This window comes from Streptomyces sp. NPDC002619 (assembly GCF_042889305.1).
In the GTDB taxonomy this organism is placed as follows: Bacteria; Actinomycetota; Actinomycetes; order Streptomycetales; family Streptomycetaceae; genus Streptomyces.
The window spans coordinates 305778-320382 of record NZ_JBIAQV010000002.1; the positions used below are offsets into that span (position 1 = coordinate 305778).

At 73.4% G+C, this 14605-nt stretch carries 13 protein-coding genes and 1 pseudogene; 8 read left to right on the top strand and 6 right to left on the bottom strand.

Annotation, left to right across the window (positions count from 1 at the left end; translation table 11 throughout):
* Positions 1 to 41: 41 nt before the first annotated feature.
* The gene (locus ACFYXB_RS05520) at positions 42 to 815 is read right to left on the bottom strand and encodes a VOC family protein (RefSeq protein WP_389578006.1); all 774 of its coding nucleotides are present in this window, start codon (positions 813 to 815) and stop codon (positions 42 to 44) included.
* Positions 816 to 1392: 577 nt separating this feature from the next.
* Positions 1393 to 1728 carry a hypothetical protein gene (locus ACFYXB_RS05525; protein ID WP_389578009.1) on the bottom strand — a complete coding sequence of 112 codons (336 nt, stop codon included), beginning with the start codon at positions 1726 to 1728 and terminating at the stop codon, positions 1393 to 1395.
* Positions 1729 to 1813: 85 nt separating this feature from the next.
* Between ACFYXB_RS05525 and ACFYXB_RS05530 the strand changes: the two genes are divergently transcribed.
* The 4 genes from ACFYXB_RS05530 to ACFYXB_RS05545 all read left to right on the top strand — a co-directional run bounded on the left by ACFYXB_RS05530 (position 1814) and on the right by ACFYXB_RS05545 (position 7235).
* A complete protein-coding gene (locus tag ACFYXB_RS05530) occupies positions 1814 to 2353 on the top strand; it encodes a hypothetical protein (RefSeq protein WP_389578011.1) in 540 nt (179 codons plus the stop codon).
* Positions 2354 to 2465: 112 nt separating this feature from the next.
* Complete coding sequence (locus ACFYXB_RS05535) at positions 2466 to 3998, top strand: M1 family metallopeptidase (RefSeq protein WP_389578014.1); 1533 nt, start codon at positions 2466 to 2468, stop codon at positions 3996 to 3998.
* 256 nt (positions 3999 to 4254) lie between these two features.
* Positions 4255 to 6162 carry an N-acetylmuramoyl-L-alanine amidase gene (locus ACFYXB_RS05540; RefSeq protein WP_389578017.1) on the top strand — a complete coding sequence of 636 codons (1908 nt, stop codon included), beginning with the start codon at positions 4255 to 4257 and terminating at the stop codon, positions 6160 to 6162.
* Positions 6163 to 6245: 83 nt separating this feature from the next.
* On the top strand, positions 6246 to 7235 hold the full coding sequence (locus tag ACFYXB_RS05545) for an NAD-dependent epimerase/dehydratase family protein (protein WP_389578020.1): 990 nt from the start codon (positions 6246 to 6248) through the stop codon (positions 7233 to 7235).
* A gap of 201 nt (positions 7236 to 7436) precedes the next feature.
* Here the strand turns inward: ACFYXB_RS05545 and ACFYXB_RS05550 are convergent, their stop codons facing one another.
* Positions 7437 to 8546: a sensor histidine kinase gene (locus ACFYXB_RS05550; RefSeq protein ID WP_389578022.1), complete on the bottom strand. Its 1110-nt coding sequence runs from the start codon at positions 8544 to 8546 to the stop codon at positions 7437 to 7439.
* Positions 8547 to 8548: 2 nt separating this feature from the next.
* Positions 8549 to 9289: a response regulator transcription factor gene (locus ACFYXB_RS05555; RefSeq protein WP_389578024.1), complete on the bottom strand. Its 741-nt coding sequence runs from the start codon at positions 9287 to 9289 to the stop codon at positions 8549 to 8551.
* Positions 9290 to 9441: 152 nt separating this feature from the next.
* On the opposite strand from ACFYXB_RS05555, the gene ACFYXB_RS05560 reads away from it, so the two are divergent.
* The 3 genes and pseudogenes from ACFYXB_RS05560 to ACFYXB_RS05570 form a co-directional block, all read left to right on the top strand.
* A complete protein-coding gene (locus tag ACFYXB_RS05560) occupies positions 9442 to 10173 on the top strand; it encodes a glycosyltransferase family 2 protein (protein WP_389578027.1) in 732 nt (243 codons plus the stop codon).
* Complete coding sequence (locus tag ACFYXB_RS05565) at positions 10170 to 10787, top strand: DUF2064 domain-containing protein (protein ID WP_351358596.1); 618 nt, start codon at positions 10170 to 10172, stop codon at positions 10785 to 10787. The genes ACFYXB_RS05560 and ACFYXB_RS05565 overlap by 4 nt, the downstream gene beginning before the upstream one ends.
* Positions 10784 to 11200, top strand: a pseudogene (locus ACFYXB_RS05570) (class I SAM-dependent methyltransferase); the annotation flags it as partial. The gene ACFYXB_RS05565 and the pseudogene ACFYXB_RS05570, both read left to right, overlap by 4 nt.
* A gap of 206 nt (positions 11201 to 11406) precedes the next feature.
* Here ACFYXB_RS05570 and ACFYXB_RS05575 read toward each other — a convergent pair.
* Together ACFYXB_RS05575 and ACFYXB_RS05580 are read right to left on the bottom strand one after the other, a co-directional pair.
* A complete protein-coding gene (locus tag ACFYXB_RS05575; RefSeq protein WP_389578029.1) occupies positions 11407 to 11895 on the bottom strand; it encodes a hypothetical protein in 489 nt (162 codons plus the stop codon).
* A gap of 2 nt (positions 11896 to 11897) precedes the next feature.
* Positions 11898 to 13127 (bottom strand): molybdopterin-dependent oxidoreductase, encoded by a 1230-nt coding sequence (locus tag ACFYXB_RS05580; RefSeq protein WP_389578031.1) that lies wholly within the window; start codon positions 13125 to 13127, stop codon positions 11898 to 11900.
* Between the two features lie 113 nt (positions 13128 to 13240).
* On the opposite strand from ACFYXB_RS05580, the gene ACFYXB_RS05585 reads away from it, so the two are divergent.
* The gene (locus ACFYXB_RS05585; protein WP_389578034.1) at positions 13241 to 14605 is read left to right on the top strand and encodes a hypothetical protein; all 1365 of its coding nucleotides are present in this window, start codon (positions 13241 to 13243) and stop codon (positions 14603 to 14605) included.

Below are 14605 nucleotides of genomic sequence, written 5' to 3' on the forward strand. Positions count from 1 at the left end.
GGCAGGGGGACGCGTCGCCGTCACCCCTGCCGTGGTCGTCGTCACGCCTGCCGCGGGTTCGGCTTCAGTACGGCGAACACCGCGCCGGACGGGTCCGTCAGCCAGGCGATGCGGCCGACGTCGGGGACGTCCGCGGCCGGCATCAGCACCGCGCCACCGTTCTCCCGCACCGCCGCGGCGAGCGCGTCCGCGTCGGCCACGGCGAAGTACGGCACCCAGCGCGCCTCCTCGGCGTCGCCCGAGAGCGGGGCCACCCCGCCGAAGGAGCCCGCCTGCTGATCGCCGTCGGCGATGCTGAGCACCCGGTACGTCATGCCCGGCGCCTTCATCTCCTCGGAGCGCCAGCCGAACAGGGCGCGGTAGAAGCCGATCGCCGCCTCCGGGTCGGCGACGTGCAACTCCACCCACACCAGCGTGTTGTCCTCGGAGGCCCGCTCCAGGCCCTTCTCGGACTGCAGTACGGCGAAGTCGGCGCCCTGCGGGTCGGTGAACTGGGCCATCAGGGGCCCGCCCATGACCATGGGCTCGACACGGACACTGCCTCCGCCGCCGGTCACGGCAGCGGCGGTCGCCGCGACGTCCGCGCTGTGGAAGTACGTCGTCCAGGCCGGCTCGGCGCCCTCCTCGGTCAGCGGTCCGAGGCCGGCGACGGTCCTCCCGTCCTGCTGGAAGAAGCCGTAACCGCCCCCTTCCGGCCCGGCGGAGACGTACTGCCAGCCGAAAACGGCGCCGTAGAAGGCGGCGGCCGTGTCGATGTCGGGACTGCCGAGGTCGAGCCAGATGGGCGAGCCGGTGCGGAAGTCGGTGCCGAGCATGAGGTTCCTCCTGCGAGTCCGGTGCGGGCCCTGGTCAATATGCCGAGCCGCATGACGCGGTTCGGCCCGAAGGGCCGGATCGGCCCGGGCTTTCACCCGCGCTGGGGAACGCACTGGGGGGCACAGGCAACCGGGTGGGGCAGGTGATGCACCCGGGGTGTACGAGCCGTGCGGGGAATCTGCGCAGGAGTGCCACACAGACTGCACACAGCCTTGCGAAACCCTCGTTAGCGTTGCTGCCGCTCGAGACCCTGTGCGAGCGCAACCAGGCCGGGCCCGGACGGGCCTACGGCGCAAGCGACCCAGGAAGACCGCTGATGGACTACTGCTCCTCGTGCCGCCGCCACCTCAACGGCGCCCTGGTGTGTCCCGGGTGCGGCGCCTACGCCCCCGACATCGCTCCGCGCCGCGCCCAGAACTCGACGGAGTTCGCTCCGCGCAGGGACCAGGGCGCAACGGGCTCCGCTCCGCGCCGTGGCCAGGGCCCGACGGGATCAGCCCCTCGCCAGGTTCAGGGGCCCACCGGATCCGCTCCTCGTCACGTTCAGGGCCCCACCGGATCAACTGCGCGGCCCGGTCAGAGACAGGCGGAGTCCGCGTCCCACCGCGCCCAGATCCCGGCGGGACCCGCTCCCCGCCACGGCCAGCGTCGGGCGGGCGGCGCGGCCGGCGCCGCCGGTACGACGGCTGCCTGGGAGGTCTCGGCGGCGGAGACGTGGTTCGAATCCGCGTCGCGGCCCTCCACGCCTTCCGGGTCGTCCGCATCGTCCGCGCGCTCCACCTCCTCCGCGCGTTCCACCTCCTCCGCGCGTTCCACCTCCTCCGCGCGTTCCACCTCCTCCGCGCGTTCCACGTCCTCCGCGCGTTCCACCTCGTCCGCGCGTTCCACCTCCTCCGCGCGTTCTGCCGACACTCACGAAGAGCCGTACACCGACCCGTCCGGCGACGTCGAGGGTGCACCGGCCGCCCCGCAGGGACGTGCGGCGCGGCGGCGGCAGTTGGCCCGGTGGAAGAAGAACCAGCGCCGGGCCGTGGTGGCGACGGCCGTCGCGCTCGTCGGCGGTGGCCTCACCGTCGCCTCGATGGACCGTCACTCCACCGACCGCACACAGGCGGCGGCGGCTCCGGACAACCGGAGCATGGGCGTGGCCGAGGAGGAGACGGCGTCGGGCACGGCCCCGGACCCCACCCTCCCGACCGCACCTCCCGCCACTAAGGCGCCCAAGCACGCCGCCCCCCGCACCCACGCACCGGCGACGACCGCCCCGCCCCGGCAGTCGGTCTCGGCGCCGCGCCACGCGGCACCGTCACTGGCCCACACGGACGCGGCCGCCACCCCCCTCCCGGCGACGACGACGGTCGCCGTCAAGAAGCCCGCGGTCTCGGTCCCGGCCCCCGCCCACACGGCCACGGCCCCCCAGCAACCGACCACCCCCACGACGCCCCCCGCCACGAACCCGAGCACCCCCCAGACCGCCCCGGCACCGGCCTCGACGTCCCCGTCCCAGATATGCGTGCTGGTGCTGTGCCTCGGGTGAGGCAGCACCGGACGTCGCCTGAGTGACGGTGCGTCACACCACAGCCACCCAGGCGGCCTTACATATGCGGACATAAGTCGCCAATCACCTCCCCCGCTGCGATATTGCGGCCATGATCCGCACAGCCGCCCGCGGCCTCCGCTTGCGTCACGTGGTCCTCGTTCTCGCTGGTGTCGCCGCGATCGGCGGTACCGCCGTTTTCGTCGGCGGGCTCCCCGATGCCGGTCAGCGCTCCGGTCCTCGGTATGGCAGTCAGGGCAACCACGCCCCCGACGCCGTCCCCACTCCCGGCGCCCGGGGTATCGGGGACCCCCTCGCGCCGCTCGACGGGAACGGGGGGTACGCCGTCCGGCGTTACACGCTGGACTTCGACTGGCGCGCGCCCCGGACACCGTTTCCCGCGCGTGCCGCCATCCGGGCCACCGCCACCCAGGCCCTGTCCCGCTTCGACCTCGACTTCGCGGGCAACACGCTGCACACGGTCACCGTGGACGGCCTACCGGCGCGGGCCGAGCGCGACGGTGACGAGCTCGTCGTCACTCCGGCGCGGCCGATCCCCAACGGCCGGACCTTCACCGTGCGGGTCGCCTACACCGCCGACCCGACGCAGCAGCGGCACCGCTCCGACGCGATCCGGACGTACGGCTGGATTCCCACCTCCGACGGCACCCTGCTGTACGCGCAGCCCGACGGCGCCCGGATGGTCTTCCCGGCGAACGACCACCCGAGCCTGCGTGCACCGGTCACCTTCCACGTCACCACCCCGCCGGGAGTGAGCGCGGTGGCGAACGGGCGGCTGGTCGAGAAGGCGCAGCAGTCCGACGGGCGGGTGCGGTGGACGTACGACTCCGAGGAACCGGTCGCCGCGCAGCTCGTGCAGTTGGCGATCGGGAGGTTCACGTTCGTCGACGGCACCGGGCCGCGCGGGCTGCCCGTGCGGGACGCGGTGCCGGACGGTCTGGTCGGCGACACCGAGGACTACCGCGCGCTGACGCCTGATCACCTCGCGTGGCTGGAGCGGCGGCTCGGCCCGTACCCGTTCCGCCGCTACGGCGTCCTCGTCGGGGACACCGACCTGCCCGTCGCGCTGGAGACGCAGTCGCTGTCCGTCGTACCGAGCGCCGATCTCCTCGGCGACCGGGTCGACGCCGAGCGGGACCTGGTGCACGAGCTGACCCACCACTGGACGGGCGACAGCGTGGCGATCCGGCGCTGGTCCGATCTGTGGCTGAGTGAGGGTCATGCCCGTTTCTACGAGCGCCTGTACTCCGACGAGCACGGCGGCCCCGACATGGAGGACGCGATGCGGGCGGCGTACAAGCAGCACGACCAGTGGCGGCACGACCAAGGGGCGCCCGCCGAGCCGACCGGGCCGACCCTGTTCAAGGTGATGCGGTACGACGGCTCGGCGCTGGTGCTGTACGCCCTGCGGGAGAAGGTCGGCAAGGAGACGTTCGAGCGGATCGAGCGCACCTGGGTGACGAGATATCAGGTCCGGACCGCCGGCACCCGGGACTTCATGCGGCTCGCCTCCGAGGTGGCCGGCCAGGACCTGACGCCCTTTCTGACGCCCTGGCTGTACGGGGCGCACACCCCGCCGATGCCGGGACACCCGGACTGGGAAGTCGACCCCGTGGAGGAGTGAGCGGGACATAAGGGGGCGCGAGGGCGCTGCCGCCGACCGGGTGGCCTCTGGCGGGTGGCTGGTCCACGTGGTTGACGGTTGGCGCGCCGGGGCGCGCGAGGCACGGAAACGTACGGAGGGTGGCGTTACGGGCAACTCCGTTGTCCCTGCTGCGTTTGTCCGTTGCGACGAGCATGGATGGAGACACCCCGTGATGAGAAGACGTGTCGTCCCCCGTGTCACAGGCGCCGTCCGGCGACACCGTCGGTTGATCTGCGTGACCGCACTGTCGGCGCTCCTGCTCCCGCTGCTGATCGGTCCCGACCATGACGACGACGTGGCGGCCGACCAGCGTCTGCAGCACGAGTTCTCGGCCGCCGCGGACAAGTACCACGTGCCGAGCAGCGTGCTGATGGGCGTGTCCTACCAGCAGACGCGCTGGGACTCCCATCCGGGCACGCCGAGCGTCGCCGGCGGCTACGGGCCGATGCACCTGGTGGATGTCCGCCCCGCCCATTCGGTCCCGGCGCAGTCGCTGCCGCCGGACGGCAGCCCGCGTCCACTCGCGGGGGCGCCGGACGCGGCCGCCGCGGGCGCCCCGGGCGCCCCCGAACAGCAGACGGACCTGCGCCGGGCCGCCAAGTTGATCGGCGAGCCGGCCAAGCAACTGCGCATGGACGCGGCCGCCAACGTGCGCGGCGGCGCGGCCCTCCTGGCGGCGACGCAGAAGCAGCTCGGCAAGCCGCTCAGCGAGAACCCGGCCGACTGGTGGGACGCGGTGGCGAAGTTCTCGGGCACGGGTGACACGGCGTCGGCGGCGACGTACGCCGACGACGTCTTCACGGTGATCCGCAAGGGCGCGCAGCGCACCACCGACGCCGGACAGCACGTCACCCTGCCCCCGAACCCCGGCGTACGTCCCCGCTCCGCGAAGGTGCGGGATTCGAACCGGCCCACGCAGGTCGAGTGCCCGGCGGAGCTGACCTGTTCCTGGCTGAGCGCGGCGTACTCCAGGGTCGGCGACTCGTACGGCAACTACGACCCGGCGGACCGGCCCAGGGACCAGAAGATCGAGTACATCGTCATCCACGACACCGAGGCGTCGCTGTGGTCCATGCTGCAGACCGTGCAGGATCCGGCGGAGGCGTCCTGGCACTACTCGGTGCGCTCCAGCAACGGCCAGATCACACAGCATGTGCGGACCAAGGACGAGGCCTGGCACTCGGGCAACCAGTTCGTGAACGCCCGCTCGATCGGCATCGAGCATGAAGGTTTCCTCACCCAGCCCGACTCCTGGTACTCGGAGCAGATGTACCGGTCCTCGGCCCGTCTGGTGCGCTTCCTCGCGAAGAAGTACGGCATCCCGATCGACCGGCAGCACATCTTCGGCCACGACAACGTGCCGTCCCCGACGACCGGCGCCATCCCGGACATGCACGACGACCCCGGGCCCTTCTGGGACTGGCGGCACTACTTCGACCTGCTCGGCGCGCCCCTGAAGGCCACGGCGGGACCGGACAGCCCGGTGCTGATGGTGCTGCCGGACTACAAGACCTACAAGCCGCGCTTCTACGGCTGCGAGGGCCACGGCGTGCTGTGCCCGCCGCACGGCTCCAGCGCCGTACGCCTGCACACCGAGCCGGCCGACGACGCCCCGCTGATCCAGGACCCGGGCCGGCACCCGGACGGCAAGGACTCCACGGAGGACGTCAACGACCTGGGCTCGCGGATCTCGGCGGGGCAGAAGTTCGCGGCCGCCGGGCGCAGCGGGGACTGGACGGCGATCTGGTTCCAGGGCCACAAGGCGTGGTTCAAGAACCCGATGGACCATCCGACGGCCGTCGGCTCGACCGGGCAGCTGGTGACGCCGAAGGACGGCACGGGCGAGATCCCGGTGTACGGCCGTGCCCTGCCGGAGGCCTCCGCCTATCCCTACGGGATGAAACCGCAGACCGAGTCACCGCTGCCGTACACCCTCCAGGAGGGCCAGCGGTATGTGACGCAGACCAGCGTCTCCGGTTCGTACGTGGACCGCTCGTCCTTCGGCAAGGGGCCGGGAAGGGTGGTCAATGGATCGGAGAAGTACTACGAGATCCAGCTCGGCCACCGGCTCGCCTACGTCCGCGCGAGCGACGTGGACGTGGTGAGCCAGACGGGACAGGCGGCGGGTCCGCCACGTCCGTGACGGAACCGGCAGGTCTTACGGAGTGGTGACGGGGCGGGCGTGGTCCTTCGGTGCGGAGGGCCGCGCCGCCTAGCGTGCGGGGTATGCGCGTACTGGTCACCGGCTCGGCCGGGTTCATCGGATCGCACGTCGTCGAGGCGCTGTCGGCGCACGGGCACGAACCCGTGGCGTACGACGTGCGGACGGACCCGGCGGCCGACGTCCGGGACCCGGACGCGGTCGCCCGTGCCCTGGCCGGGGTGGACGCCGTGTGCCACCAGGCGGCCATGGTCGGCCTCGGCACCGGCTTCGCCGACGCGCCGGAGTACGTCTCCCGCAACGACCTCGGTACGGCCGTACTGCTGGCGGCCATGGCGGAGGCGGACGTACGGCGGCTGGTCCTCGCCGGGTCGATGGTGGTGTACGGGGAGGGGCGGTACGAGTGCCCGCGCCACGGCGTCGTACGGCCCGGCCCACGGGGCGTCGACCGTCTCGCGGCCGGGCACTTCGAGCCCGGCTGCCCGTCCTGCGGCGCCGACCTGGCCCCCGGCCCGGTCGGCGAGGACGCCCCCACCGACCCGCGCAATGTGTATGCGGCGACGAAGCTGGCCCAGGAGCACCTGGCGGCCGCGTGGGCCCGGGCGACCGGCGGCTCGGCGGTGTCGCTGCGCTACCACAACGTGTACGGGCCCCGGATGCCCCGGAACACCCCGTACGCCGGGGTCGCCTCCTTCTTCCGCTCCGCGCTGGCCCGGGGCGAGGCCCCGCGGGTGTTCGAGGACGGGCGCCAGCGACGGGACTTCGTGCACGTACGGGACGTGGCGGCGGCCAACCTGGCGGCACTGGAAGCGGATTCACCGGGCGCGGCTCTCGTGGCGTACAACACGGGCAGCGGCGAGCCGCACACGGTCGGCGAGATGGCCCGCGCCCTGGCCGTGGCGTACGGCGGCCCCGAACCTGTGGTCACCGGCGAGTACCGCCTGGGCGACGTACGCCACATCACCGCGGACTCCACCCTCCTGCGGGCCGAGCTGGGCTGGAAGCCGGAGGTCGGATTCGAGGCCGGGATGCGGGAGTTCGCGGCGTCGGAGTGAGCTGACCAGGGCCTGTCGGACCATTCGCGCCGGATCAGGCCGCGGCGTCTGGTGCCGTGCATCGCAAGGCGGAGGGTCGCCCTCGTACTGGGCGTACTTGGGCATGCCCGACAACGCAGCGAGGGTGCGGTGCCTGGGGGCACCTCCCAGCCGCCAGGCTGGGAGAGCGTCGCGCGCCCGGCGGGAATTGTCGGACGGGCCCTAGGGGGCCGTCGGGAGTGTCACCTCGAAGCGGCAGCCGCCCGGGATGTTGTGGACGCTCGCCCGGCCCTGGTGGGCCTCGACGATGCCGCGGACGATGGCCAGGCCCAGGCCCGCGCCGGCCGGGGGCGTCCGGGCGTGGGTGCCACGCCAGCCGGTGTCGAAGACGCGCGGGAGGTCCTCCTCGGGGATGCCGCCGCAGCCGTCGGTCACCGACAGGACGACACCCTCGGGGCGGCGCTCGGCGGCGACGGCCACCGTCCCGTCGGCCGGTGTCCGCCGGATCGCGTTGACCAGCAGGTTGCCCAGGACCCGGCTCATCTCCTTGCCGTCCACCTCGACGGGCACCGGCTCGATGCTCTCGCCCACCAGCCGCACCCCGAGCTCCCGCGCGAGCGGGTCGGCTCCCGCGAGGGCGTCGCCCACCAGGTCGTACAGGGACATCCGGGACGGGGACAGGGCGAGGGTGCCGGCGTGGATGCGGGAGAGTTCGAAGAGGTCGCCGACCATGTCGTTGAGGCGCTCGACCTCGGTGCGGATCTGCTTGAGGTAGCGCTCCGGGTCGGCCGCGACGCCGTCCTCCAACGCCTCGGACATGGCGCGCAGCCCGGCGAGCGGGGTGCGCAGGTCGTGGGAGATCCAGGCGACCAGTTCGCGCCGGGAGGTCTCCAGGGCGCGCTCGCGGTCCCGTGACTCGGCGAGCCGCGCGCTGGTGGCCGCCAACTCACGGCTGAGCGCGGAGAGTTCGGCGGTGGCCGGCCCGTCGGGCGCGGCGAAGGAGCCGCCGTCGCCGAACGAGCGGGCGGCGAGCTGTAGTTCGCGGCTGCGGGCGACGACCCAGCGGCCGAGGAGCAGCGCGGTGGCGAGGGACACCACGGTGGCCATCGCGACCACCGTCGTGACGACCTTCAGATCGTGCGGGGACAGGAACATCGCCCACGCGACGAGGAGCGTGCCCGCGAACATCGCGGCCACCGCCACGGACGCCACCACGGTGAGCGAGGCGGTGAGCGAGCGACGGCGCAGCAGCCACAGGGCGCCCGCGCCCGCAGCACCGGCCGCCACCGCGCCCAGAAACGCGTACAGCGCCATCAGCAGCATGTCGTTCACGGTCACTCCTCCCCGGCGACGGACTCGGTGACGGTCTCGGCGACGGGTTCGAAGCGGTAACCGACGCCCCACACGGTCTGGATGAGCCGGGGCCGGGCCGGGTCGTTCTCGACCTTGCCACGCAGCCGGCGGACATGGACGGTGACCGTGGACAGGTCGCCGAAGTCCCAGCCCCACACCTCCTTCATGAGGTCCTGCCGGCTGAACACCCGTCCGGGATGCCGCAGGAAGAAGGCGAGCAGGTCGAACTCACGGATGGTGAGGGCGAGTTCGTCGCCGTTCTTGAGAGCTCGGCGGGCCGCCGGGTCGACGGTCAGTCCGGACGCGGTCAGCGAACCGGTGTCGGCGCGCGGGCGGGTGCGGCGCAGCACCGACTCGACACGCAGGACGAGTTCGCGGGGGCTGAAGGGCTTGGTGACGTAGTCGTCCGCGCCCACCTCCAGGCCGAGGATGCGGTCGTCCTCGTCGCCGCGGGCGGTGAGCATGATGACCGGCACGGGTCCCCGGCCTCGCATCCGGCGGCACACCTCCAGGCCGTCCATGCCGGGCAGCATCAGGTCGAGGACCACCAGGTCCGGCCAGTGGGCTGCGGCGCGGGCGAGCGCGGCCGGGCCGTCCTCGGCGCGGTCCACGACGTACCCGGCGCGGTCGAGGTAGCCCGTGACCACCTCGGCGACCGTGGGGTCGTCGTCGACGACCAGGACCCGGGCCGCCCCTGCCCGCTCATCCGCCTGCTGCTCCATACGGCCAGCGTCGCACCCCGCCCGCGTCCGCGCGGCTCCCGGGGGCGGGACGGGCCCCGGACGTCCGCGTTTCGTAAGGACTCGCGGACCTCCTTCGACGTCCGTGTTCCGTAAGGAGCCGTAGTCCGAAATGCCCCTTTCGCGCCCGTAGGGTGAGTGCCGTGACGACCTCTCCCACACCACCGGACGCGTCCCAGGACGTCGACGTCGTACTCCCCTGTCTGAACGAGGCCGACGCCCTGCCCTGGGTCCTGGCCCGCGTTCCGGCCGGCTGGCGCGCCCTCGTCGTGGACAACGGCTCCACCGACGGCTCCGCCGAGATCGCCCACGCGCTGGGCGCGACCGTGGTCCGCGAGCCGCGCCGCGGGTTCGGCGCCGCCTGCCATGCGGGGCTGACCGCCGCCACGGCCGACATCGTGTGCTTCTGCGACTGCGACGCCTCCCTCGATCCGGCCCGGCTCGTCCCCTTCGTACGCGAAGTCCGCGACGACGACGCCGACCTGGTGCTCGGCAGACGCCGGCCGCAGCGTCGGGGCACCTGGCCCGCGCACGCCCGCGCCGGGAACCTCGCGCTCACGCGCATACTGCGCCGCCGCACCGGCCTGCGCCTGCACGACCTCGGCCCGCTGCGCGCCGCCCGCCGCGAGGCGCTGCTCACCCTCGGCCTCACCGACCGGCGCAGCGGCTACCCGCTGCAGATGGTCGTGCGCGCGGCCGACGCCGGCTGGCGCATCGCCGAGCACGACGTGCCGTACCTGCCGCGCACCGGCGACTCCAAGGTCACCGGCACCTGGCGGGGGACCTGGCAGGCGGTACGGGACATGAGCCGCGTCCTCGCCGAGGCACCGGTGGCATCGGCTGCACCGTACGGAGGTCCGCGGTGACCACGCTGCTCGTCATCGCCAAGGAGCCGCGTCCGGGTCGGGTCAAGACGCGGCTCACCCCGCCGTTCTCCCCCACCGAGGCCGCGACGCTCGCCGAGGCGGCCCTCGCCGACACCCTGCGCGCGGTCGCCGCCGCTCCCGCCGACCGCCGGGTCCTGGTGCTCGACGGCCGGCCCGGCCCCTGGCTGCCGCCCGGCTTCGACGTCGTACCGCAGTGCGCGGGAGGCCTCGACGAGCGTCTCGCCGCCGCCTTCGCCGGATGCGACGGGCCCGCCCTGCTGGTCGGCATGGACACCCCGCAGATCACACCCGAGTTGCTCACCGTGGACTTCACCGGGTGCGAGGCGTACTTCGGGCCCGCCGAAGACGGCGGTTTCTGGGCCCTGGGGCTCGCCGAGCCCGACCCCGGGCTGCTGCGGGGCGTGCCGATGTCGACGCCGACCACGGGTGCGGTGCAGCGACGGCGGCTGACTGGGGCGGGACTGCTGGTACGCGACCTGCCACCGCTGCGCGACGTCGACACCGTGGCCGACGCCGAGGCGGTGGCGGCGCTGGCCCCGCACGGCCGGTTCGCGGCCGAGCTGGCCCGGCTGCGGGCAGCGGGACGCCGATGAGCACCGCGCAACGGGAGACGGTCGGGCGTTCGTGGTCCGCCGATCCCTACTCCGACGCCCTGCGGACCGGGCGCGGACCGCTCTTCCTCTCCCGGGCCGACGGGTGGCTGCTGCCTCTCGAGGTCGAACGGTGGTGCGGTGCGGCCGACGCCGTGGACCTGGAGGTGCTGCGGCGGTGCGAGGGCGCCGTGCTCGACGTGGGGTGCGGGCCGGGGCGGCTGGTGGCCGAGCTGGCCGCCCGGGGCCGTACCGCTCTCGGCATCGACGTCAGCGAGGCCGCCGTCGCGCACACCGTACGGCTCGGCGGGCAGGCGCTGCGCCGCTCCGTCTTCGACCCGCTGCCCGGTGAGGGCCGCTGGGGCACCGCCCTTCTCGTCGACGGCAACCTCGGTATCGGGGGCGACCCGCACGCCCTGCTCGACCGGCTGGCCCGACTCCTCGCGCCGGGCGCGCTGTTGATCGCGGAGACGGTGCCGTTCGACATCGACGAGCGGATCGACGTACGGATCGTGCGGGTCGCCGACGCCCGGGTCGCCGCGAGCACTCCGTTCCCCTGGGCCCGGCTCGGCACCCCCGCGCTGCTGCGGTACGCCCGCACCCTCGGCTGGCGCACCGCCGCTCAGTGGTCGGCCGGCGGGCGCAGTTTCGTCGCCCTGCGCAGCCGCAGCAGCAGCAGGAGCGCCGAACCGCCGAAGAGGACGGCCGTGATCAGCAGCCACCGGCCGAGGAACACGTCCGGCGACAGCCCGGTGCCCGACCGGTAGTGGTCCGCCACCATCCCGCTGATCAGCGGGAACCACACGAGCAGTAGGAGACCGGACAGCACGGCGGGCACCCGCACGTACGGCGTCCACGTCCGGCGCCCGGCGCTGCCGAGCCCCCGGATCACCGCCCGGTCTGCGACCGAGTACAGCGGCAGCAGCACCAGGTCGTGCAGCAGGGCGGCACCGACGAACCACAGGGCGACACCGAACCAGTCGTTCGCGAGGAGCTGCACGCCCGCGTATCCGGCGACCGCGAACGAGCAGACCAGCAGCAGGATCTGCAGCGGGCTGCCGAGCGGGAGGCGGCGCGGTCGTAGCGCGCTCGGGATCCGTCGCATCGCCATCGTCACAGGTCTCCGAACGTCATCCGGGCCACCCACTTGGTGTTGAGCACCCCGGGCGCGGCGGGCACGATGACCCGGGCCGGGCGGCCGTGGTCGGGGGTCAGGTCCTCGCCGTTGACGAACAGGGCGAGCAGGGAGCGCGGGTCGGCCACCTGGTTGGCGCGCAGGGCGGCGTGGCGGAAGGCGCCGTGCCGCTGAAGCGACTCGACGAGGACGTCCGGCGGGTCGTCATACCCGACGAGTGCGGCCAGGTCCCGCAGGCGTACGCCCCGCCACCACTGGTCGTCGGTGGACCAGCCCTCCACGCAGGCGATGGGCAGCGCCGAGCTGTGCAGCGGCATCTTCAGCAGGTCGGCGCGGGTCAGCCGGACGGTGCCGGTGCGGCCGGTGACCACCAGCCGCCAAGCCTCCTCGCTCGTCTCGGTCGCGTCGATGCCGGCGAACGCGGCGGTCTTGTTGATCTGGAAGCCGCCGGGTCCTGCCCCGGGATCGCTCCCGCCGTGCGGCGCGAGCAGGGCGGTCGAGCGGAATGCACCGCCGAGGCTCTGCCCCACGGTCGTCACGAACAGCAGCAGCGAGCCGCCGCCGACCAGCCATAGCGCGCCGCGTCGGGAGACCGTGGGCGGATCGGGCCGGGGGGAGGTCAGGTCGTCCTCGGTCGCGTTGTGCCGGTTGCGCAGGTTCCGTACGGCCGCGGGCAGCTTCAGGGCGGTGTGGGCGACGAACGCGGCGAAGAACACCCAGGCGCCGTAGAAATGCAGCGGGTAGAAGGAGCCCGGGAAGACGTAGTCGAGCTGGACGTTGAGCACCCCGGTGACGAACTCGAAGAGCGCGCCCCCGACCAGCAGGAGCAGGGAGATCCGCTCCAGCGCGTGGGCGAGCGAGCGCGCCGGGGGCAGCGCGAACAGCTTCGGCACCACCGACCAGAGCTTGGCCAGCAGCACCGGGATCAGGGTGATGCCGAGCGTGACGTGCACGCCCTGGGTGAACCGGTACAGCCAGTGCGGGTTCGTCGGCCAGGCGAACAGATAGAAGCCGAGGAGGCCCTTGTCCGGGGTCTGGTCGTTCACCCGGGACAGGTCCGGGTTGTAGGCGGCGTACGACACCAGCCCGGTCACGAACAGCACCGTGATGCCCCCGAGCAGCACGACGCCGAGCACGGAGGTGAACCAGGGACCGCGCAGGGGGCTGCGCCAGAAGCCGGGGGAGGAGGGGAGCCGTGGGTCGCGCATGTTCCGACCGTAGGCCGGGTGACCACCAAGAACGGGTGCGCGACCCGTGACGAAACTCTGACGTCCGCGCTGCGAGTGGCCTCGCGTACGGTCATGCGGCCTAGCGTTCCCGTGTGAACCGCGCCCTCCTTCGCGACCTGTCCGCCGCCGCGGCCGCCGCCCTGCTCGTCCTGGCGGCGGTGCTGGTCGGCCGCCACATCCAGGACACCCACCACACGCTCTTCGTCAACTGGCCACCCCTGTTCGCGAACTGGGACCCGCACGTCGGACCGGGCACCCCGGCCGCGGTGGCCGTAGCGGCCGCCGTGATCGCGTACGGTCCCGTGCTCGCCGCCCGGCTGCCCTGGCGGGCGCTGCTCGCCGCCGCCTGGGGCACTGCCATGGCCTGGACCTGGTCCCTCGCGCTCGTCGACGGCTGGCAGCGGGGCGTCGCGGGCCGGCTCACCACCCGCAATGAGTATCTGCAGGTCATCGACCGCTTCCAGGACATCCCGGCCACCCTGCGGGACTTCACCGGGTACATCCTGATCCAGTCGCCCGACCACTGGCCGGCGCACATCGCCGGGCACCCCCCGGCGGCCACGCTGACCTTCGTCCTGCTCGACCGGGCCGGGCTGCACGGCGGCGGCTGGGCCGGGGCCTGGTGCATCACCGTCGGCGCGACCGCGTGCGTGGCCGTGCTGGTGGCGGTGCGCGCGCTGACCTCGGAGCAGCCGGCCCGGCGGGCGGCACCGTTCCTGGCGATGGCCCCGGCCGCGGTGTGGGTGGGGGCCTCGGCCGACGGGTACTTCGCGGCGGTCGCCGCCTGGTCCGTGGCCCTGCTCGCATTCGCGGTGACCGGACACTCCCGCTGGTGGGCGGCGGGCTCCGGGCTGCTGTTCGGCCTGACCTGCTACCTCTCCTACGGCCTCACGCTCTTCGCGCTCATCGGCGCGGCGGCACTGCTGCTGGGCCGGGGGCGGTTGCGGGTGCTGCCCTTCCTGGTCGCCGGGGCGGCCGTAGTACCGGCGGTGTTCACGGTGATCGGCTTCGACTGGTGGGAGGCGTACCGCCTGCTGGAAGAGCGCTACTACCAGGGCGTCGGCGGCATCCGGCCGTACAGCTACTGGGTGTGGGCGAACCTGGCCTGCCTGGTCCTCGTCACAGGGTTGGCCACGGCGGCGGGGCTGGGGCGAGTGGCGGGGGCGCTGGTACGGCGGGGCGGGCGTCCGGCCTCGCGGTTCAAGGGCTGGTCCGTCTCGCGCCTCGACGCGTGGCCGGCGCAGGCCAGACTCGCCCTGCTGGTCGCCGCCGCCGCCCTCGCCGTCCTGCTCGCCGACCTGTCCGGCCTGAGCAAGGCGGAGACCGAGCGCATCTGGCTGCCGTTCGCGATGTGGCTGCTCCCGGCCTGCGCGCTCCTGACCCGCCCCCGCGCCTGGCTCACCGCCCAGGCCGTCCTCGCCCTCCTCCTCAACCACCTGCTGCTGACCGGCTGGTGA